Annotated in this window: 15 protein-coding genes; 10 read left to right on the top strand and 5 right to left on the bottom strand. The window is 48.6% G+C overall.

What is annotated here, in order from left to right; all coding sequences use genetic code 11:
- The first annotated feature begins 73 nt into the window (after nt 1-73).
- The 4 genes from AC0VXX_RS14645 (at nt 74) to AC0VXX_RS14630 (ending at nt 4699) form a co-directional block, all read left to right on the top strand.
- On the top strand, nt 74-817 hold the full coding sequence (locus tag AC0VXX_RS14645; RefSeq protein WP_475514847.1) for a spermidine synthase: 744 nt from the start codon (nt 74-76) through the stop codon (nt 815-817).
- A gap of 249 nt (nt 818-1066) precedes the next feature.
- Nucleotides 1067-1636: an alkyl hydroperoxide reductase subunit C gene (gene ahpC / locus AC0VXX_RS14640; protein WP_475514846.1), complete on the top strand. Its 570-nt coding sequence runs from the start codon at nt 1067-1069 to the stop codon at nt 1634-1636.
- Between the two features lie 175 nt (nt 1637-1811).
- Nucleotides 1812-3377 (top strand): alkyl hydroperoxide reductase subunit F, encoded by a 1566-nt coding sequence (gene ahpF / locus AC0VXX_RS14635; RefSeq protein WP_475514845.1) that lies wholly within the window; start codon nt 1812-1814, stop codon nt 3375-3377.
- A 92-nt stretch (nt 3378-3469) separates the two neighbouring features.
- Nucleotides 3470-4699, top strand: coding sequence for a membrane-associated sensor domain-containing protein (locus tag AC0VXX_RS14630; protein ID WP_475514844.1), 1230 nt, complete (start codon nt 3470-3472; stop codon nt 4697-4699).
- A 31-nt stretch (nt 4700-4730) separates the two neighbouring features.
- Here the strand turns inward: AC0VXX_RS14630 and AC0VXX_RS14625 are convergent, their stop codons facing one another.
- The 3 genes from AC0VXX_RS14625 to AC0VXX_RS14615 form a co-directional block, all read right to left on the bottom strand.
- Nucleotides 4731-4928 carry a cytoplasmic protein gene (locus tag AC0VXX_RS14625; RefSeq protein ID WP_475514843.1) on the bottom strand — a complete coding sequence of 66 codons (198 nt, stop codon included), beginning with the start codon at nt 4926-4928 and terminating at the stop codon, nt 4731-4733.
- A 237-nt stretch (nt 4929-5165) separates the two neighbouring features.
- Entirely contained in the window at nt 5166-6578 is a 1413-nt protein-coding gene (locus AC0VXX_RS14620) for a cytochrome C biosynthesis protein (protein ID WP_475514842.1), read from the bottom strand.
- 283 nt (nt 6579-6861) lie between these two features.
- Entirely contained in the window at nt 6862-7314 is a 453-nt protein-coding gene (locus AC0VXX_RS14615) for a hypothetical protein (RefSeq protein WP_475514841.1), read from the bottom strand.
- Between the two features lie 525 nt (nt 7315-7839).
- Here AC0VXX_RS14615 and ohrR point away from each other — a divergent pair.
- From ohrR to AC0VXX_RS14595, 4 genes are all read left to right on the top strand, one after another.
- Complete coding sequence (ohrR, locus tag AC0VXX_RS14610) at nt 7840-8280, top strand: transcriptional regulator OhrR (RefSeq protein WP_475514840.1); 441 nt, start codon at nt 7840-7842, stop codon at nt 8278-8280.
- A gap of 116 nt (nt 8281-8396) precedes the next feature.
- Complete coding sequence (locus tag AC0VXX_RS14605; protein ID WP_475514839.1) at nt 8397-9563, top strand: glycerol-3-phosphate dehydrogenase/oxidase; 1167 nt, start codon at nt 8397-8399, stop codon at nt 9561-9563.
- Nucleotides 9564-9659: 96 nt separating this feature from the next.
- Complete coding sequence (rlmC, locus tag AC0VXX_RS14600; RefSeq protein WP_475514838.1) at nt 9660-10835, top strand: 23S rRNA (uracil(747)-C(5))-methyltransferase RlmC; 1176 nt, start codon at nt 9660-9662, stop codon at nt 10833-10835.
- A gap of 490 nt (nt 10836-11325) precedes the next feature.
- Nucleotides 11326-12990: a methyl-accepting chemotaxis protein gene (locus tag AC0VXX_RS14595; RefSeq protein ID WP_475514837.1), complete on the top strand. Its 1665-nt coding sequence runs from the start codon at nt 11326-11328 to the stop codon at nt 12988-12990.
- A 503-nt stretch (nt 12991-13493) separates the two neighbouring features.
- On the opposite strand, the gene AC0VXX_RS14590 is transcribed toward AC0VXX_RS14595, so the two are convergent.
- Both AC0VXX_RS14590 and fdhF read right to left on the bottom strand, forming a co-directional pair.
- A complete protein-coding gene (locus AC0VXX_RS14590; RefSeq protein ID WP_475514836.1) occupies nt 13494-14537 on the bottom strand; it encodes an IS110 family RNA-guided transposase in 1044 nt (347 codons plus the stop codon).
- A gap of 319 nt (nt 14538-14856) precedes the next feature.
- Nucleotides 14857-19074, bottom strand: coding sequence for a formate dehydrogenase subunit alpha (fdhF, locus tag AC0VXX_RS14585; protein WP_475514835.1), 4218 nt, complete (start codon nt 19072-19074; stop codon nt 14857-14859).
- Between the two features lie 647 nt (nt 19075-19721).
- Here fdhF and prfB point away from each other — a divergent pair.
- A protein-coding gene (prfB, locus tag AC0VXX_RS14580; RefSeq protein ID WP_475514834.1) for a peptide chain release factor 2 occupies nt 19722-20820 on the top strand; the annotation gives its coding sequence in 2 pieces (ribosomal slippage) (nt 19722-19796 and nt 19798-20820; 1098 coding nt in all).
- A gap of 12 nt (nt 20821-20832) precedes the next feature.
- Complete coding sequence (gene lysS / locus AC0VXX_RS14575; protein ID WP_475514833.1) at nt 20833-22335, top strand: lysine--tRNA ligase; 1503 nt, start codon at nt 20833-20835, stop codon at nt 22333-22335.
- The last annotated feature ends 68 nt before the right edge of the window (nt 22336-22403 follow it).

The raw sequence follows: 22403 nt of genomic DNA, 5'->3' as shown, positions 1-22403 counted from the left end.
TTAAATGACGCCGCCATTCGCTGGCTGGTCGCGATAGGCTCAGTGTTTCATTATGCTTATTGTCGGAGTCCAGATGACAGATTTTCAAACCTTGTATCGCAGCGAGGATGAGTATGGCCCTTTAATCGTTAACGAAGATGGTCAAGTGCGCCTGCTTTCGTTTGGCGATAGCGATGAACAAAGCAAACTGCTTAAGTCATCTCCGCACATTCCGCAGCATACCTATTTACAAGCCATGTTACTGGTGCTGCTGTTTATTAAGCCTAAGCGAGTCATAGTGTTAGGCCTAGGTGGCGGGGGCTTAATCCATGCCTTACGTAATTACGATCGCGCCATTAATATTACCGCCGTCGAGCTGCGCGCCGAAGTAATTGATATTGCTAAACGTTACTTTCAGCTGCCTACGGGCAAAAAGCTCACTCTTATTCATCAAGATGCCACCGAGTTTTTGGTGGCGCGGGAGCATAAAAAGGCCGATGTGATTTTTGCCGATATTTATGGTGCCGACGGCGTCGATGAAAATCAGCTATCAGAAACCTTTATTGCCAATGCGGCAAGCCTGCTTAAGAGTGAGGGGTATTTAGTGCTCAATTGCTGGAAAGAACATAGCCAAAATCGAGAGCTATTAGCTTTACTGCAGATCCATTTTGCCGAGGTCAGAGCCTGTTTAACCGGTGGCGGTAATTGGGTGGTGATTGCGGGTAAAGTGGCCAAGTCAGTCAGTAGTAGTGGCTTAAAAGCTGATGCGCAGCAGTTATCCTTACAATTGGACTTTCCCTTGGGCCGCAGCTTAACGCGATTCGAGTTATGGGAATGATTGTTTACGATTACCTTTTAAATTCGTCATTTTTAGAATAGTCACTTTTACACTTGTTGCTTAGGGCTAATCGATTTTTTCGTTGCAATCAAAGTTCAATTATAAAAATCGATTAGCATGATAGTTTTTATCCGTTATATTTAATTGTCACTCCTCGTTATTATCTCTCCATCGAAACAAACAACGGGTTGCAGCAAGCCGCTGCCACCCAAACGTTAATCTGTTAATAACCCCTAAATGGAGCATGACATGACACAATCTATCATCAACACCGAAATCAAGCCTTTTTCTGCAACTGCATACCACAATGGTGATTTCGTCTCGGTAACCGAGCAAGACCTTTTAGGCAAGTGGTCAGTAGTGTTCTTCTACCCAGCTGATTTCACGTTTGTGTGCCCTACAGAACTAGGTGACATGGCTGATCACTACGAGAAGCTAAAGTCTATGGGCGTTGAAGTGTACTCAGTATCAACTGACACTCACTTTACGCACAAAGCATGGCACGATAGCTCAGACACTATCGGCAAAATCCAATACCCAATGATCGGTGACCCAACCGGAACTATCACACGTAACTTTGGTGTGATGATTGAAGAAGATGGCTTAGCACTTCGCGGTACTTTTGTTATCAACCCAGAAGGTGTGATTAAAGTGGCTGAAGTTCATGACCTAGGTATTGGTCGTAGCGCTGCTGAGTTGGTTCGTAAGATCCAAGCGGCTCAGTATGTTGCAACGCACGACGGTGAAGTTTGTCCTGCTGCATGGCAGCCAGGTGAAGCAACCCTAGCGCCTTCTTTAGACCTAGTGGGTAAAATCTAACACTGCCTCACCCCTAGCGGATAGAGCCACATCTGGCTTATTCGCTACCGGCTAAGCTCATCACTTAGCCCCATTATCTAAATGCCGGCTCAGGTTCCCCCTGCAATGCCTGAGCTGGCACTTTATCGCTATTTTTCCTTACTCATTTTTGAGTCGCCTATATTTAGGAGCTTTTATGTTAGATGCGAATGTAAAAAATCAGCTGACTACTTACCTGCAAAACCTCAAGCGCCCAGTTGAACTTGTCGTATCAGCAGATAACAGTCCTAAAGCCTTAGAATTAAAGTCGTTAGCAGCCGATATTGCTGACGCTTCAAGCTTAGTGTCATTGACCGAATCCGCGGGTGAACGCACCCCGTCAATGACAGTAACCAACAACGAAACCCATAGCCGTATCAGCTTTGCTGGTTTGCCAATGGGCCATGAATTTACCTCATTGGTGTTAGCTTTGCTGCACACCGGTGGGCACCCGATTAAACTCGATGCGGAACTAATAGAGCAGATCCGTGCACTTCCCGGCGAGTATCGGTTTGAAACCTATGTATCGTTAAGCTGTCAAACCTGCCCAGAAGTGGTGCAGGCACTGAATATGATGGCGGCCATTAACCCCAATATTAGTAATGTGATGATCGACGGCTCACTATTCCAAGAAGAAGTGAATCAACGCAACATCATGGCGGTGCCCTCTGTTTACCTCAACGGTGAGCCTTTCTCTGTGGGCGGTATTAGTGTGGTTGAGATCCTAAATAAGCTAGACGTCAATGCCGCTGGCCGTAAGGCTGAGCAGTTAAATCAGAAACAAGCGTTTGATGTGTTGGTTGTGGGCGGCGGCCCCGCGGGTGCATCGGCGGCCATATATGCAGCCAGAAAGGGTTTGCGTACTGGAATCGTCGCCGACAAGTTTGGTGGTCAAGTCGCCGAAACTGTGGGCATTGAAAACTTTATCTCAGTGAAAGCCACCGAAGGGCCAAAGCTGGTGGCTAACCTTGAAGCCCATGTGCACGAATATGATGTTGATATTATGGATAATCAGCGTGCCTTGAGCCTTAAATCTGGCGAGCTATTTGAACTCGAGTTGGAAAGCGGCGCAGTGCTGCGCAGCAAAACGGTCTTAATCGCGACTGGTGCCCGATGGCGCGAGATGAATGTCCCTGGCGAGCAAGAATACCGTGGTAAAGGGGTCGCGTACTGCCCACATTGCGATGGCCCATTGTTTAAAGGCAAACGGGTTGCTGTAATTGGTGGCGGTAACTCAGGTATTGAGGCGGCAATCGATTTAGCCAATATCGTTGAACATGTCACGGTATTGGAGTTTGATAGCAAGCTTAGAGCCGATGATGTGCTGCAACGCAAGGCCGCGTCTATGGGCAATATTGATATTATTACTCAGGCAATGACCACAGAGGTGACTGGCGATGGTCAACGTGTTAACGGCCTTAATTATACCGACAGAGCCACAGGCGAGAGCCACCATATCGCCTTGGCGGGAATATTTGTGCAGATAGGTTTAATGCCGAATGCCGAATGGTTAAGAGGCACTCTCGAGCTGACTAACCGTGGTGAGATCATTGTCGATGCGAAAGGAGAAACCTCGCTTGCGGGTGTATTCGCCGCAGGTGATGTGACCAATTCGGCCTACAAGCAGATCATCATTGCCATGGGCAGCGGAGCCACCGCTTCATTAGGCGCTTTTGATTATCTGATCCGTCATAGTGAAGACAGCAGCGTCCAAGCTGCGTAATGTTAGCCTAATACCTTGATAAAACAGCCAGCTTAGCTGGCTGTTTTTGTATCTGCTTATATACTGATTTAACAAGAAGATTTTATTGGGGAATGATCGGGTTACTCACCCTCACGCCTATGGCAACGCAAATTATTCACTTTGAACAACAACATGAGCTGGAAAGCCTACGTTATATGCTCGCTAGCATTAAGTGGGCTTCACTACTGTCATTGTTTCTAATCGTGGCCATCTCTTTCAGTGCTTATATCAGAGCCATGTCGGCTGCACGCTTTGATCTTTTTTCGCTAATGGTATTGCCTGTCATACTGGTATCGCTGTTAGGGCTGGCTATGAAGGTGCTAATCAAGCGAGAAGCGGTAACTCTGCGCATGGTGATGGGCTTCTTTTTGTTGCTAGAAGCGGCATGGTTGTATCTGATCATCAGTTTGTTTTTACAAACAGAGCCCTTGACGGGAATGACAAAATATTCAGTATTAGCAGGGGATGAAGCCTTAGTCGATATTTTGGTGGTGACCTTTGCCATCGCCCTGTTTCCAAAGCGTAACTGGATGCTAGCTTTTATTATTCCTTTGATGTTGATGGGGTTGACTATTCGCCTAACGGGTCTGCCCGACAGTCCAGTGTTTGCCTTTACTAAGTTCGGCTGTTTTTTTGTGATCATTTTTACCGGCCGTAAGGTGTTGGCTCAATGGTTTGATATGGCTATTTTACGCGATGTGGAAAAACAGATGTTGGTGAAGCAGTTTCAGCGTATGGCCTTGATTGATGTATTAACTAATTTAAGCAATCGGCGCCATTTTGACCAAGTTTTACATCAAGAGATAAGAGCATCGACACGTAACGGTCGTCCGCTGAGTTTGATACTATTGGATGTGGATTATTTTAAGCGCCTTAATGACAGTCAAGGCCATCTGGCTGGAGATCTCTGCTTGGTACAGCTGGCGGCTATCTTGTCGGAAATTGCCCATCGCCCACGCGACTTGGCGACCCGTTACGGTGGCGAAGAGTTTGCCCTTATCTTACCTGAAACCGATTTAAAGGGCGCAGAGGTCATCGCCCAGAAGTTAAAATCAGTTATCGAACATACGCGAATTCCACATGCAGATTCCGACATCGCGCCTTATGTCACAGTATCGCAAGGGGTGTGTCAGTGGCAGGAGGGGGTCGATGCCGACGCCTTTATGTGTAGCGCCGACAAATTACTTTACGAGGCTAAAAAAGCGGGGCGCAATACCTTTAAGGTTGGCATGGCGATACCCTCCACTAGTCATAATATGGCTTCTTTGCATAATATTAGTGATGTAAAAAAGCCTACTTAGCGTAGGCTTTTTTATTAGTGTTAAATGTAACTTATGCCGTGGTATTGATATTGTGGCCAATGTTGCCCACAGGTGCGGCGCTTGGGGCGGGCATCGCGGCATTGATCAATTGCAATGCAATTTCTCCTTCAGCCTGTTGTTGCTCCTTAGCAAGCTGAGCCACTTTTACGCCAACACTGCCATTGCTCATGTTGGGTTGGAGGTTGCTGGTGCCAATCGTTACTGCCATAAGGACTACCTTAAATTGATTGCTGTTTGATGTTAATGCTAGCTCAATATATAAGCTAAGCTTTCGCATCATTAACGCTAAGCGGTGTTAAACTGGGCAGCACTGTGTAGCCCCCATTTAACTTAACTAACGTATTATCGGCCAACTTCTTTGCAACTTTAATGCGCTTTGTGTGAGGTAAGCTTGGTGATGCACCTTGGCATCACCATACCACTTCTCTACACGCCATACATCAGGCTAGGCTTGGCGCGCTATCAATTTACGGCTTAAGGTGATAACCAAGGTTAAGCCAATAGAGGCTGCAATTAAGGCGATGGCTAACGTAACATTTTGCAATGCCGTAGGATCGACCGCTAAGGTGCCGCCCAGTCCAATCATCATGATGCCCGACATTAGCTTGAGAGTTTGCCCCTCTTTCTCGGTTAACTTGCGTTTACCTAAGGTGGCACTAAAGGCGATAACAATGATGGCCAGCGGGATCACATAAACAATATTGTAAAAGGCCAGATACAGGTAACGATCAAATGCGGGGAGTTCATGCATCGACAGTACACTGGTGTAAATCATCGGAAAACCAGCGGTGCAAAGCAGCTCGTAGGCGTTGGCTAAAATGGCGAGTACCACAGTGCCCGCTATCATCGCCGCCATGCTACTGGCGCTGGTGAGTTTACCCATGCGCTTAATCAGTCCGGTGCGGTTTTCTGCCGACATCGACAACGTCACCTCTCCTTTGGTAAAGAAGTAGTCTTTGATATTGATAACGCCCGCGACTAAGGCCATCAATCCGGCGCCTAATATAATCCAGCCACCATCACTGCCCGCACCGAGCAGTTCGAAAATATTGAGCCATGCAATCATAAATAGGAAGTAAATAAAGCCGGAGAAAAAGACAAAAATACCGCCCACAATCAACATTCTACTACGGCTTTTAGCGTTAACCATGATGGATAATAGGAATAACAGCACGAAAAAGGCGCAGGGGTTAAATGCGTCGACTCCTGCCAATACTACTGTCAGTACCGGCAGCGACAGGGTTTCAGGGGCGATAACGCCAATGAGAGGTAGCTCTACCGGTTGCACTTGGCTTACTGGGGCGGTATTAGCTGTGTCACCGAGGCCTAAATCGCAGGTGCCGGCTTGTTCACTTTCGCTACAGGTACCAAAGAGGGGCGAGGCATCGCTAGTGTTGGCTGTGGCCGAAGGGATTGGGTGCTCGTCATCGCTGACTTGACCTCCTAAGGCGCGGTAACAGGCTTTAAGATTTTGTACAATATACTGACCGGTGACGGCTTCGCTGCTATAGCCCACGGTGGCTTTGTCACAGGCGGCAATATAGGGCACCGAGCGGGCTGGCACTTGGGTCTTTTGGGCTATCTGTTGCCATTTTTCCATGGTGCCATCGGCCGTAATCATATGCGACTCTAGCTCTATCCAAGGATATTGTTGTGGCAGTGAATCGATAAAAGGGTGAGCCTCGGCGCAATGTGGGCAGGTTTTAGACCAGAAAAAGTATAGCTTGACCTTTAATTGCCCTTGGTCATCGACATAGTGCCAGGTGGGATCCGTGTGAGCGCCAGTATCGACGGCTTGACTGGACAAGGGGGTGAGACTCAATAGAAATAATAAGCTTAAAATGACAATTCTTAACATGTTCCCTCCTCGGGAAGCGCTCGCCTACTCAAGATCACGGTGGCAAGGATGACAACCTTGTTATCAAATAGTTTACTGCGCAGCCAAAGGGAGATTAAGTTTATCTGTCATATTTGCAATGCAAATCGTGAAATGGCAGGTAAGTGTTAACTGGGGCAGATTTTGCTGCTGAGATTAACGAGGGATAACGCATGTTTATTGGTTGTGTTGCTGGCGGCGGTTGCCGCCAGTTTGGGCTTAACTAATTGATATCATTTGTGGTGTAGGTGGTTGGTCAGTAGGTTTAATCGCTTAGGTTTGCATCAGTTTGCTCTGAGCGACTATCCTTGGCGGCGACCGTTACTGGATGAGCATCTTGACACCAATGTATGCTTAGGGTGCGGCTATTGTCATTACTCGCTGTGAGGATGCGGGTCATAATGGGCGCCTTGTAATCAGATTTAGCAAGGTACTCTTTCACGCGTTCGATGCGTCGATACGCCAGCCAACGGTCATATTTTCGCAGCTTTTTATCGGTTTGGCCTTTATAGATAGGGAATTCGAGTAATAAGTAGCCGTTATCCGTTTGAGTGTCTGTGATGAGCTGTTGCAGTTGCAGTTGCTTGACGTGTTGTTTACCAAAGTACGAGCTGTTGACATCAAATGGTATATCTACCAACTCAATCTCTTGTGGGCAGTGCGCTGCGGCATTGCCTAACCATAGTAGTGAAAGCAGAGCCAGAATTAGCTGCTTCATAGTGAACACCTCCAATGTGTTGTCGTAATCTATTTTGTTAAGCCGAGTCTTTGACTTAGGCAAATAACCTTAGGTTTTGTAGCAAAGTACGATGTCAGGTCTATCAAGTAGTGGCTAGGGTTGTATTTAAGCTGTGAGTACCAGAGATACCCACTGTGACGGTAGGTTTAATTATCTTTTTGATACATAAGAAAATTGTTTTTACTGCAACCTAATTGTCTTTGTGCTGTAAGGGCTGAGAAAGGCCTGCATGCAGCCATTAACGGCTCTGCGTCACACTTTCAGCCTATTATTATAAGCTGGGCAATTTAGGATAAAAGTGTTTACAAATCAACCGTATTTATTAATAAAATGCAATTTTGGTGATAATAATTGAGTAATTACGCAAATCTGGTGTTTTACGCGTTTGATCTGCATGGCATCGCGCTTACTAGCGCGATCGCAATTTTTGTCGTTGTCAGTTGGATCAAGATTGCAGTAGACTGATGAAAAGTTGTGTGCAATTAAATACTGGAACAACCGTAAATGAGTCAAGATAACAGCCATAACCCTTTGATATTGGAAAATCAGATCTGTTTTGCTTTATACAGTGCCACCAATGCCATGATCAGAGCCTATCGCCCCTTGCTTGAGGCGTTAGATCTCACCTATTTGCAATACTTAGCGATGATGGTGCTGTGGCAACATCAGGGGATCAGCGTTAAAACCTTAGGTGAAAAGTTACACCTAGACTCTGGTACCTTAACGCCCTTGTTAAAGCGCCTCGAAGTAAAAGGGCTGGTGACACGCGGTCGCAGTGAAACAGATGAGCGGGTCAGAGTGTTACATCTCACCGACAAAGGCTTGCAGCTTGAAACGCAGGCTAAGCAAGTGCCCATGCAAATGCGCTGTAAGTTAGGTGGCGAAGATGCCGAATTTGCCCAGTTAAAACAACTGTGCGATAAAGCCTATGCCTATTTAAGCTGAATCAAGATAAACGCGTGGCGGTTGGTTGTTATCTTCGTCAACGCCTGGATAGCGCATCGGATTTAAGGTTTGGCTGATGTAAATTTGTGATGGTTTTAAGGGGATTAAGGAGTGCTATGGACGCTGTCGATTTAATCGTCATTGGCGCCGGAATAACCGGTGTGGGTATCGCGCAGCGAGCACAAGCGGCGGGTTATCGCGTTACCGTGCTTGAAAAATACGGTGTTGGCGAGCAAACCTCATCCAATTCCAGTAAGCTTATTCATGGTGGCCTACGCTACCTCGAAACTGGCCAACTGGGATTGGTGCGAGAGTCGTTAGCCCAGCGTAAAGCGCTGTTATCCTTAGTCCCCACCTTAGTCAAACCTGTGCCTTTTTATATCCCCGTCTACCAAGATAGCCAGCGCGGGCCATTGGCTATACGCGCAGGCCTCAGCCTTTATGCCTTGCTCAGTGAGTTTGACCCGTTAGGGCAATTTAAGTCGCTGGAGGCAAAAGAGTGGAGCTCACTTGGTATTACCCTAAAAGGGCTTAGGGCCGTGTTTCGTTATTGGGACGCGCAAACCGACGATTTGGCGCTGACCCGCGCAGTTGCCGCCAGTGCCGAGCAACTTGGCGCGAGCATTATCACCCAGGCGCAGATAGAGCAGATCAGCCATGACGGCGACGGCTGCGTGGTCAATTACCGTCACAACCACGGGGCTACGAGTCTGCACGCGCGCTGCGTGATTAATGCCACAGGGCCCTGGGTCAACGATACCTTAGATCTTGTCACTCCCAAGGTGGATAAACTGGCTATCGAGCTGGTGCAGGGCAGTCATCTGGTGCTGGATATTGCCGCGCCTGCTGGCATTTTGTATCTCGAGTCTATTTACGATAAGCGGGTAGTATTTGTGATGCCTTGGCATGGTAAAACCATGATAGGCACCACTGAAACGACGATTGCGACGCCGCAAGATGCCAAGGTCACGGTTGCAGAAACGCAATATTTACTGGGAATTTATCGTCATTACTTTCCCCATATGACAATGGATGCACTCCAGAGCAAGGTCGTTGGTCACTATTGCGGTGTGCGAGTCTTACCTAAACAGACGGGAACAGCGTTCGATACCCCTAGAGACACCATCATGGATGTTCAGCCGAGTCACCCACACTTATTGACCATTTATGGGGGTAAGCTCACCACCTTTAGGCATACCGCCGCCGATGCGATGTTATGGCTGCGTGAGCAAATAGGTGTCAGACCGATAAAAGCCGATGTTGATCATTTGCCCTTAGGTTAAATGGAGTGTCATCACGGATTTAGGTATTAAGCCTTGATTTAGGCGTGGTGAAAGATCCTTGCTCAGCAGGTGATTCTTTAGCTGAAAGGCGCTAAAATGGGCCGCCTTTTCTATTTATCTCAGAGCCTATCACCCGTGAAGTGTGCCCATTTCGATGCTAAGCAGTGTTTATCTTGTCGTCATATTCAGACGCCTTTAGCCGAGCAGTTAACGGCTAAATCGGCAGTATTACGCCAGTTGCTGCAGGGATTACCGGTACAAGAGTGGCTGTCACCTGTGTTTGGGCCTGAAAGTGGATTTCGTAACAAGGCCAAAATGGTGGTGCTGGGCGCCGCTCATCAGCCCATTTTAGGCATAGTGAGCCCCAGTGGCGAGCCCGTCAGTCTGTGTGATTGCCAGCTCTACCCTGATGATATGCAGCAGCTGCTGCATCGCTTACAGCTGTTTGTGCGCCAAGCTGGTATCCCACCTTATCGGGTTGATAAACAAAAAGGCGAATTGAAGTTTATTTTGCTCACCCGCAGCCAAGTTCGCGGTGAATATATGCTCAGGTTTGTGTTGCGATCCACCGACGCCATTGCCCGTATCGAGCGCGAACTGCCAGCATTATTATCCGAATATCCACAAATTAAGGTGGTGTCGGTTAACTTGCAGCCAGTGCATATGGCAATTCTTGAGGGCGAAACGGAAATGTTCCTCACCGAGGCGACACGCTTAGAAGAACGTTTTAATGACGTACCACTGTCTATTCGCCCTAAGAGTTTCTTTCAGACCCATCCCATCGTGGCTGAAAAGCTATATCAAACTGCTCGTGAGTGGACTGCTGAACTTGCGCCTCAATCGATTTGGGATCTGTTTTGCGGTGTGGGCGGCTTTGGCTTGCACTGCGCCTCTGGCGACATAGCGTTAACCGGTATCGAAATCGAGCCTGAGGCGATAGCATGCGCCAAACAGTCGGCAGCGGCGATGGGTTTAGATAACGTGCAATTTACCGCCCTCGACTCGACCGAATTTGCCAGCGGTAAGCAAGCTCAAGATAAGCCCGACCTGATTATTGTTAATCCTCCCAGACGCGGCATAGGTCAATCTCTGTGCCATTCATTAAGTGAGTTCGCCCCAAAAGCGATTCTCTACTCTAGTTGCAACCCTCATACCTTAGCCAGCGATCTACGCCAGATAAAAGGCTATCACATCACCAAAGTTCAACTTTTTGATATGTTTCCCCATACCGATCACTTCGAAGTGTTAGCCATGCTGGTTAAGGATATGTAGCGTGATTGTGCTACCCGAGTGTGCTGATGTGGTACGACCTGCTTGATTTTACCAGATAGGTGGCAATTTCGTTTTAGCTTTGCTGTTAGACTGTCGTACTTTAGTAATAGGAATCGATTTTACTGCTGAAAGCTTGGCTTGATTTAGTGATAGATGTCGCAAAAGTGTAGGTTATTAGCAAGCTGTCTTGTTAATAGGCTGCCTTACTGTTCGATCATTACTGATATTAAGCCATTAAATTTTCAATGTTTTGTCGTCAAATTGGTCGAATATATTCGCCTTATGGTGATTTTGGCTTATCTCCATTTAGTGCGCTGTGGGTCAGGTGATACTTGAGTTTCTCACAATGAAACAAGGTATTGTGTTGCTCTTGGTATTTTTTTGTACGGCAGCTAAAGCGATATTGACTATAGTTTAACTATTGGGTCCATCAAGCAAGTGATTAACCTCTTTTTTTAATAAATGTATCAATCTGTTATGGAGCATGAAAATGTGGCAACTTAAAATGAAAAATAAGCTACTGGTGTTTGCCTTACTGCCGTTAATCATCAGCTTTTTGTTGCTGGTGGCTATCACCTATACCCTAGAATCGAACGCCCTTGAAGAAAACATGAACACTTTTCGTGACTCCCTCTATAGTGAGCGTAAGAGCCTATTAGAGGAAGAGGTAGAAATAGGCGTTGAGATTGTTAAATATCAGCTGAGTCTCGGCGATAGGGGCGATGTTAGTGCGGCGTTGCGTAACGTCCGGTTTGGCAGCGCGGGTTACTTCTTTATTTATGACTTTACCGGTAAGACCATATTTCACGCCGTGGCGCCAGCATTGGAAGGCACAGATCAGATAGGCATGACCGACCCCAACGGTAAAAAAATTGTGGTAGGGCTTATTGACGCCGCACGTAACGCCGATGGTCATTTTGAATTTGAGTACGCCAAACCTGGTACCAGCCAAATCATCCCTAAACTTAGTTACAGCGCTGTGGTTCCCGGTACTAATTGGGTGATGGGGACGGGCGCCTATGTTGATGATCTGGATGTGATTATCGATGACTATCGCGCGTTGATGACCCAAAATATGCAAAATAAGGCGATGACAATTGTGTTTATTGTCTTGGTGCTCATTGGTATTACGACCGTGGTGATGCTGTTTGCGGCGCAGCGTATGGTCAATCCAATTCATAATATGGTGCGCAGCCTTGAAGATATTGCCAAGGGAGAGGGCGATCTGACCAAACGGCTTGAGGTTGAAGGCCAAGATGAGATAGCCATGTTAGGACGCTCCTTTAACCAGTTTGTCGAAAAGCTGCAAGGCATTATCAAGCAGGTAGCACAGGCAACGCAGGCCGTGAAGGGGGGCGCAGACAACATTTTAGCCCAGACGCATACCATGTCGCAGCAGTTGCAAAGCCATAATAATGAGACAGATCAGGTGGTCACCGCGATTACCGAAATGTCGGCGACCGCATCAGAAGTGGCGATGAGCACAACTCAGGTCGCCGAGGCGACACAAGCCGCGACACAAGATGTGGGTAATGCCCAGCTGTGTGTGGATACTTCATTGAGCGAAGTGTCGGCATTAATGGCCGAAATCGATACCGCCGCCACCCACATCACCTCGCTTAATGAGCAATCACAAAAAATTAACAGCGTACTGAGTGTGATTGGTGGTATTGCCGAACAGACCAATCTATTGGCGCTTAATGCCGCGATTGAGGCGGCGAGAGCGGGTGAGCAAGGGCGAGGCTTTGCCGTGGTTGCCGATGAAGTGCGCAGCCTAGCCAGTCGCACTCAAGCGAGTACCTTAGAGATCAACGAAATGCTGTCACAGCTGCACAACTTAGTCTCGCTGGCGGTTAATAGCATGGAGTCGAGCCAGCAAAGTTGTCATCGCTCAGTCAGCTCATCGCGGGCGATTTCTGACAGTTTAGGTGCCGTGACCTCTGCGGTGACCTCTATCAATGATATGAGTACCCAAATTGCTACCGCCGCCACCGAACAAAGCTCGGTAACCGAAGAGATTAACCGTAACGTGTTTGCTATCCAAGATATTGTCAACGAGCTACTGCAGTCGAGCAATAGCGCCTCAGATACCAGCCAAGAGTTGGCTAATGAGGGACGCAACCTAGATTCGTTAGTGGGCCAATTTAAGGTGTAAGCGCTATCGGCTGGAAATGATAAGTTTGATGCCAAAAAATGCTAATCAGCTTGGTGTCGTAAATATAAAACATGTCAGCAGTGTCATATCAAAAAGGCCATATATGGACGCTCCCGGTGAGTCAAGACAAGACTCTGCTCACCGAAGGCTTTTTGGCCTTAGTTTTTTGTACAACATTCTCACTTTTATCGTTGTTTTTGATGCGACTCATTTACCGCTAGAAGCGGTTGTACTGCCATATATACGGGCTGTGCATGCATCCTTTTGAATGTGCCGCCCCTAATGAAATCCGTACCACTGCGCCTAAAAATGTGAAACACCCATGCGGATTAGGTTTATCCTATCCTTGGCCTGTTCGGGCTTACACTGGTTGGACTGAGCCATTTCTTCATCGTTAACAACAACCTTGGTGAGTGTTTAATGTGCTACCTTGCGGCTCTTATCACCCAGTCGGGTTAACTACCCTTGGCCAGACCGAGCTTTGCAAGATAGCGACAACGGGATTAATTTTCATCATGGCTTATGCCTTGATAAGTGCCGTATTGCGGCGCATAAGGCACTTGCTTGTGCAATAAAATCCATATCAGTCTGGCAAGTCTGTGAGCAGTAGCCACTACGGTTGTACAAATGCTCTTACGGCTTCTTAATTGGGTTATCCACTGATTTAAATCATCACTTTTCTTGCTGGCATGGCTGACTACGGTTCTGGCGCCATGAATAAGTTGTTTGCGTAAGTAGCCGTCGCCGCGCTTGGTGATGCTGCCATTGACGCTCTTATTTCCTGAGGCGAATTGTGTTGGGGTTAACCCTAGCCAGACCGCTAATTCTTTAGGGCTATTAAAGGCTTGGCCTGCGCCAATGGCAGCAGCAAATGCTGAAGCGATAATCGGGCCAACACCTGGAATACTCAATAGGATTTTACCATTAGGGTCTTGCTCGACCAGCTGCTTTAATAATGAGTTAATTCGTTCAAGGCGCTTAGTGAGTGCTTGATATTCTTCCCAAAAATCATTGGCCATTAATTTTATCAGTGGTCGTTGCGCTTCGTCACAGATGATATCCCACATGGCTCGCTCAAACGCACTGTGACCTTGCGAAAAACAAATACCGAAATCGACTAACACGCCACGAATTTGATTGGTACAGGCGGTTCTTTGTTTTACTAAGCGCTCTCTGACGCGGTGCAGCATCAGTACCTCTTGCTGCGCTTCGGTTTTAATCGGCACAAAGCGAATGTTAGGCCTGAGGCTTGCCTCATAAATCGCCATGGCATCGTTCTTGTCATTCTTGCTACCGCGTACAAACGGGGTGACATGCTGCGCTGGGATGAGCTTAACGTTATGCCCCATGGCAAGAAACTTACGCCCCCAGTAATGGGAAGAAAAACACGCCTCAAAGACCACATCGCAGGCAGGTTGCTGTGACATAAACTCGCTCAGCTGTTTTCGATTTAAGCGCTTACTGAACACTTGCTTGGCGTGTTTATTCATCCCCAATAGTTGAAATACATTCTTTGCCAAATCAATCGAAATAGTGCTAACTTTCATGGTGGACGCTCCTTAAGTAACTGTATGGTTCAACATCAGTTTGGCGCATTGACGCCGTATTAGGGAGCGTCCATCTCATCACCCATTTATGGGTGGCCTTTTTGATATTAGCCGTTTGGGGCAGGTCTTCGATGTAATGACGTATCTTGCTCTATAAAGTGTTTACCCATTTAGGGCGGTAGGGGGGGGCCTAAATGGTTCTCGATGAGGGGATCCTTTTATGGATCCCCTCATCAGGGGCACTTCTCGCTTATCTTAGAATTAGCCATGCTTAGGTTTAATCAGACTTAGGCTTAACCAGACTTAGGCTTAACCAGGACTAGGCTAGTTCAATTTCCTTTTCGACCTTCACGGCGCAAATCTTAAACTCGGGGATTTTAGCCACAGGATCTAACACATTATTAGTCAGTTTATTGGCCGCCGCTTCGGCAAAGTGAAACGGTAAAAATAGCACGCCTGCTTGCGCCCGCTTAGTGACGAAGGCGGCAATGCGAATACTGCCACGTCGAGTCGATAGTATTAGCATGTCGCCGTTGGCTATCTGGAGCCTATCGGCATCGAAGGCAGAGATCATCACCTTAGGGCTGCCCAGCTCATTGAGGCCTGCTGTTTTACGGGTCAAGGTGCCGGTATGAAACTGCTCGAGCAAGCGCCCAGTCGAGAGAATAAAGGGATAAGTTTCACAGGGCATTTCGGCGGGTAAGCGATAGCTTACTGGCTTCATTATGGCCCTGCCTCGGGTAAATTGTTCTGTGTGTAAAATCGGCGTGCCTGGGTGGCCTTCGCTCGGGCAAGGCCACTGAATGCCGTGGCGCCCTGCATGGCCGTTAACCGCGGTATCTTGCCAACGCATGCCGCGATATTGTGGCGTAACTTGGGTTATTTCATGCCAAATTTGGGGCTCATCTTGGTAATGCCAGTGGGCGCCAAGTTGATTGGCGATAGCTTGAACTATCTGCCAGTCTAAACGTGCTTGCCCAGGCGGGTTCACCGCCGCTTGCAGTTGCTGAACTCGGCGCTCGGTATTGGTAAAGTGGCCTTGTTTTTCGGCAAAACTGGCCGCGGGCAGTACCACATCGGCAAGCTGAGCCGTTTCGGTCATAAAGATATCTTGCACCACTAACAACTCGGCAGCGGCCAACCCCTGTAATACATGGGCTTGATCAGGATCGCTCAGTACCGGATTTTCCCCCATCACATACAGGGCCTTGAGCTCGCCATGTGCCAGTGCATGCATCATCTCGGTGGCGGCGATACCGACAGTGCTCGGCAACTGCGGTTGTTGCCACGCCTGTTTAAAGAGTTGCTGCACCTTGGGATCGTCAACCCTTTGATAGCCGGTAATATAGTTGGGCAGCGCGCCCATATCGCAGGCGCCTTGCACATTGCTCTGTCCGCGCAGGGGATTGATCCCCGCGCCGGCCATGCCTATGTTGCCGCACAAGAGTTGTAAATTGGCGATGGCGGTAACGTTATCATGGCCCGAGGTGTGCTGGGTCACGCCCATGGCGTAATAGAGGGCGGTTTTGCTCGCCGTGCCTATCATCTTCGCCAGTTGCTGTATTTCGGCTGCACTGACGCCGGTGATAAGCGCTGCGTTTTCAAGGCTGTAGTCTGGCTTCATCACCTCGGCTTGCAGAGCGTCAAAGCCATCGACCCTTTGGTTGATGTAGTCGCTGTCGTGCCAATTGTGGCTGATTATCTGCTGCATCAGGGCATTTAATAGCATGACATCGGTGCCGGGGCGATGGCAAAGATAGAGCTGAGCGTGATCGGCTATGCTGACCCGTTTGGGATCGATAACCACAAGACGTGTACCGTGTTGCTGTATGGCCTGTTTAATTTTTGAGGCGATAATGGGGTGAGCCGACTCGGTGTCTGAGCCCAAAATCACAATCAGATCGGACTCTTTGATAGAGGCGATATCATTGGTCATGGCGCCGCTACCCAGCGAGTCTTGCAAGGCAGTTACCGTTGAGGCATGGCACAGACGGGCGCAGTGATCGATATTATTGGTGCCAATCACGCTTCTAAACAACTTTTGAAACAGGTAGTTGTCTTCGTTAGTGGCTTTAGCGGACGCAAGCCCTGCTATGGCATCGCTGCCGTGTTGGGTTTTTATCTGCTGAAGCTTATCGGCAATAAAGCTGATGGCCTCCTCCCAGCTGACCTCGACCAAAACGCCCGCTTTACGCAGTAACGGCATGGTTAGGCGCTCTGGGCTGTTAACAAAATCGAAGCCAAATCGTCCTTTAACGCAAAGCATTCCCTCATTAACAGGAGAGCTAGCGTCACCGCTGACCCCGGTGATGGTATGGCTTTCCGGGTCGGTATGCAGCGTGATGCGGCACCCTATGCCGCAATAGGTACAAACCGTCGAGGTTTGTGAGTGGCTAAGGTTGCGCCCTTGGCGTTTGTCGCGTGCATCTGTGAGTGCGCCGGTGGGGCATACTGAAACACAATTGCCGCACTGCACGCAATCGCTGTCGGCCATGCTGACGCTAAAGCCGGCTCTGGGGGCTTGGCGCAATGGGGTTTGGCTGCCTTGGGGTATAGCCAGATAACTGTCAGGCTCAAAGCTGATGGCGTGATGCCCCGCTTGCTGGTGACACATGGCCACGCAGGCGCCGCAACTGATGCAGCGGTTGGGATCGAAATGGATAAATGGGCTGCTGTTATCGGCGACAAAAGCGCGGGGCTGATTGCCAAGGTCTTGGTTGCTGACGCGATACTCGCTGGCATAGTCTCTTAGGCGGCAATCGGTATTGGCTTGGCAGCCACATTCGAGGCAGCGAGCCGCTTCGGCCATGGCGGCGTCATTGCTAAAGCCCAATTCAATCTCTGCAAAGTTATCAGTTCTGTCGCTTAAGGCGAGCTCGGGCATCTGGGCTTTATTTTGCTGTAATTGCTGAGGAAAGTGGCGCCAGTCTAATGCCGCTTTGCTGCGTTTTTGTGAGTTAAACGTCTTGGGGTTTAGCTCGCAGGCGAGTTCACCATCCAGCAGTTTTTGAATGGCCATCGCGGCCTTTTTTCCATCGGCGACCGCGGCCACGGCCGTTGCAGGGCCGGTGCGGGAGTCACCGAGCACAAATAATTTATCGATACCTGCCGACATGGTGTGCTCGCAGCCAGAGAAGGTATTCCAGCGGGTTAATGCCACTTCGCCCACGCTCAGTTGACTCTGTGGGTGTTGTAAAAAAGCCATGTCTGGGGTTTGCGAAACGGCGGGGATCACGGTATCGAATGCTTCAGTAAAGGTTTCACCCGTGGCTTTAGGTGAGCGTCGCCCAGAGGCATCGGCGTCGCCTAGAGCCATTTTCTCAAAGGTCACGGCATTGACGCGCCCTTGGCTATCGCCATGGTTTTCAATGGGGTTAGTGAGAAAATAGAAGCGCACACCTTCATGTTCGGCCTCGGCTATCTCATAGGCTTCTGCGGGCATCTCATCGCGAGTACGGCGATACACTAAAGTGACATCGGCGCCTTCACGCAGTGCGGTGCGGGCGCAGTCGATAGCGGTGTTGCCACCCCCAATGACTGCCACTTTTTGTCCTGTGGTGTAGCGCTTATCGGTGCAATGATCTTTAAGGTAATCGACCCCAAGATAACAGCCATCAAGCTCGCTACCTTGGTAGTTCATCGGCACCGCTTTTTGCGCGCCAATGGCTAGGCAAACGCCATCGAATGTGGCGAGTAAATCATTGAGGTGGATCTCATGGCCTAAGCGGGTATTGGTTTGAATTTTCATACCATTTTGACACAGCAAGGCTATCTCTTGATCCAGTATGGCTTTGGGCAAGCGGTATTCGGGAATACCGTACCTTAGCCAGCCGCCCGCTTGCGGCATGGCTTCAAATAGGGTGACATCATGGCCGGCATTGGACAGATAAAAGCCGGCACTTATTCCTGCTGAACCACTGCCGACGATGGCGACCTTTTTGCCCGTCGGCGCTAACCTGCTGGGCACATAGCTGTCGCCTTGCAGGTCAATATCGGCGGCGTGGCGTTTAAGTTGTCGAATGGCCAGCGGCTCGTCTAACTCACCTCGGCGGCAAGCGGATTCACAAAATGCGGGGCAGACACGGCCAATGGACAAGGGTAGCGGCAAGGTATCTTTAATGATTTTTACCGCTTGGCGATGATTGCCCTGAGCGATATGCAGTAAGTAAGACTGTACATCCACGCCCGCAGGGCAAGCTTGCTGGCAGGGCGCTTGGCAGTCGGCATAATGATCGCTCAGTAGCTGTTTAAGTGAGGCTTGGCGTATTTTACTCAGGGCGGCGGAGTGAGTGATGACCTTGAGGTTGTGGCTCACTTTTGTCTCACAGGCTTTGACGGTTGCACTATTGCCGTGCGCGTCGAGGGTCTGTACAAAACACAGGCCACAACTTTGCTGGTTCATCGCTTGCTCATCACTGAGGCTGGCACCTTGATAACATAAATGGGGAATGGCTATGCCCGCATTGAGGGCACAGCTCAGTAAGGTTTCATCTGCAGAGGCGTGAGCGGTTTTACCGTCGAAACTGAGCGTTATCATATAGGGACCTTTTTTAGAATCGTTGACTATGCTCGGCAATGCGTCGCGAGATGAATGCCATGTGTCAGCGCGTTTTTGAGAATAAGGTTTTGCTTGAGTATACCCAGAGGGATTTTGTCGACAGGTCTTAGAAGTGACTATTTATGCTAGTTCTGCCAGTGAGATCGCAATTGCTTTTAAGAGTGTGCTCTGATGCCGTTTGTATTAAAACTTGGCGTGACATAGTTGGCAATGTGAGCGGTTTTTCTTGGTGATATCACTGTTTTGCCTATGATGTTTTTGACAGTTGTTGTGAGTATTTTTTTGAACGTTTTTTGAGAGTATGGTGAATGGGTTGTCGCAGCGCCTTCAGTGTGGCTTAAGTCGTGGCTGCTGGTTGTCGATAGTTGTTTGTGTGCAGGCCAAGTGCGAGCGGGCATCTGCTTGCTCTGTGTGCCATGGGCAAGAGGCTCGTTAAGTAAAAGTGTCAAGGCGTGCGCCGCTAACCTGTAATGCATCGCGTTAGACGAGTCATTTGCGGGCTAATGCCATTTAGGGATTAAATAAGCGCAAATCTATCGGATTCGCCCCTAGGCTAATGCGGGTGATTCAGTTAAAATAGCGGGTTTTCTATCCGTGTATAAATCCGACTAAAAGTTGATTAAATCATGTTTGAAGTAAATCCAGTAAAATTCAAAATCAAGGAACTCGCTGACCGTACCGACCTTCTTCGGAGGTATCTTTGACTACGATGCTAAGCGTGAGCGTCTAGAAGAAGTCAGTCGAGAGCTTGAGAGCTCTGAAGTATGGAACGATCCTGAGAATGCTCAGGCCTTAGGTAAAGAGCGCGCCTCCCTAGAAGCGGTCGTCAAAACGATCGACGATATGGACAGTGGCTTAGAAGATATCGAAGGTTTGGTTGAGCTGGCCGTTGAAGAGAACGATGAAGAGACCTTCAACGATGCAACCACGGAATTACAACAACTTGAGAAACGGTTAGAAGAGCTTGAGTTCCGTCGCATGTTCTCTGGTCCAAACGATGCGTCAAATTGTTACTTGGATATTCAATCGGGTTCGGGCGGCACCGAGGCACAAGATTGGGCCAATATGGTGCTGCGCATGTATTTGCGTTGGGGCGAAGCTAAGGGCTATAAGCCTGAGCTGATAGAAGTGACCGACGGCGATGTGGCCGGCATTAAGGGCGCCACCATTAAATTTACCGGTGAATACGCCTTTGGTTCACTGCGAACCGAAACGGGCGTACATCGTTTAGTGCGTAAGTCGCCATTCGATTCGTCGGGTAAGCGTCACACCTCATTCTGTTCTGTGTTTGTGTACCCAGAAATTGATGATTCCATTGAAATTGACATCAATCCGTCGGACTTGCGTATCGACACCTACCGCGCCTCCGGTGCGGGTGGTCAGCACGTTAACAAGACCGAGTCGGCGATTCGTATTACCCACTTGCCCACCAATACCGTGGTGCAATGTCAAAATGATCGCTCGCAACATAAAAACCGTGATGCGGCGATGAAACAGTTAAAAGCAAAACTGTATGAGCTAGAGATGCTTAAGCAGAATGCCGATAAACAAGCCGCCGAAGATGCTAAATCGGATATCGGCTGGGGTAGCCAGATCCGCTCTTACGTGCTCGATGATGCACGTATTAAAGATCTGCGTACCGGTGTAGAAAATCGAAATACTCAGAGCGTCCTTGATGGCGATCTGGATAAGTTTATTGAAGCTAGCCTTAAATCTGGCCTTTAACGAGAGAAGAAGATGACTGAACAAACCCAAGACGAAAACAAGTTAATTGCAGAGCGCCGTGCCAAGTTAGAGCACATCCGCGCAACTTGCCCTGCTAACGGTCACCCAAATAACTTCGATCGTAAACATAAAGCGGCAGATATTCAGGCCGAATATGGTCACTATAGCAAAGAAGAGCTTGAGGGCATGAATGTGCAGCGCTCGATTGCTGGGCGTATCATGGCCAAGCGTGGTCCATTCTTGGTGATCCAAGATGTCAGCGGTCGCATTCAGGCTTACGCCGGTAAAGATGTTCAAAAAGAGCTGAAAGCTAAGTATCAAGGGCTAGATATCGGCGACATTATCGGTGTCACGGGCCAGTTGCACCTGTCGGGTAAAGGCGATCTGTATGTCAATATGGAGCAGTACCAACTGCTGACTAAGGCACTGCGTCCACTCCCTGAGAAGTTCCACGGTCTGACAGACCAAGAAACGCGTTACCGTCAACGTTATGTTGACCTTATCGTTAACGAAGATTCTCGTAATGCCTTTATCATGCGCTCGAAAGTGGTTACCGCTATTCGTAACTTCATGGTGAAAAAAGAGTTTATGGAAGTTGAAACCCCAATGATGCACAGCATCCCTGGTGGTGCGTCGGCGCGTCCATTTGTGACTCATCATAATGCGCTCGATATCGAAATGTATTTGCGTATCGCACCAGAACTTTACCTTAAGCGTTTAGTGGTCGGTGGCTTTGAGCGAGTGTTCGAAATCAACCGTAACTTCCGTAACGAAGGTCTGTCGCCACGTCATAACCCAGAATTCACCATGATGGAATTCTATATGGCGTATGCCGATTATAACGATCTGATGGATCTGACCGAAGAGATGTTGAGCTCGATTGCGGTTGAACTTTGTGGTTCAGCTAAACTGCCTTACGGTGAGCACACAGTTGACTTTGGTGGCCCTTACGAGCGCCTTAGCATGCTAGATGCGATTAAAAAGTACAATCCAGACAACGCCACTATTCAGTCGATGACCTATGAAGAGGTCAAAGATCTTGAGTTTATGCGTAACCTAGCTAAGAGCCTAGGCATGACGATTGAGAAGTTCTGGACTTGTGGTCAACTACTGGAAGAAATTTTCGGTGAAACCGCAGAGCCTAAGCTGATGCAACCGACCTTTATTACTGGTTACCCAGCGGATATCTCACCTCTGGCGCGTCGTAACGATGACAATCATTTCATCACCGACCGTTTTGAATTCTTCATCGGTGGCCGCGAAGTGGCTAATGGCTTCTCAGAGCTTAATGATGCCGAAGATCAAGACCGTCGCTTTAAGGCTCAGGTTGATGCTAAAGATGCTGGCGATGATGAAGCCATGTTCTATGACGCTGATTACATCACCGCGCTAGAGCACGGTTTGCCACCAACGGCAGGTCAAGGTATTGGTATCGACCGTTTGGTGATGCTGTTTACCAACACGCACACGATTCGTGACGTGATCTTATTCCCAGCGATGCGCCCACAAGGCTAATGCACTGCTAGGAATAAAAAAACCAGCCTTCGGGCTGGTTTTTTTACGGCCAAAATTCGTCTTATCGC

The organism is Shewanella sp. QJM3NY_23, assembly GCF_056173105.1.
This window is presented reverse-complemented; position numbering and strand designations above follow the sequence as displayed.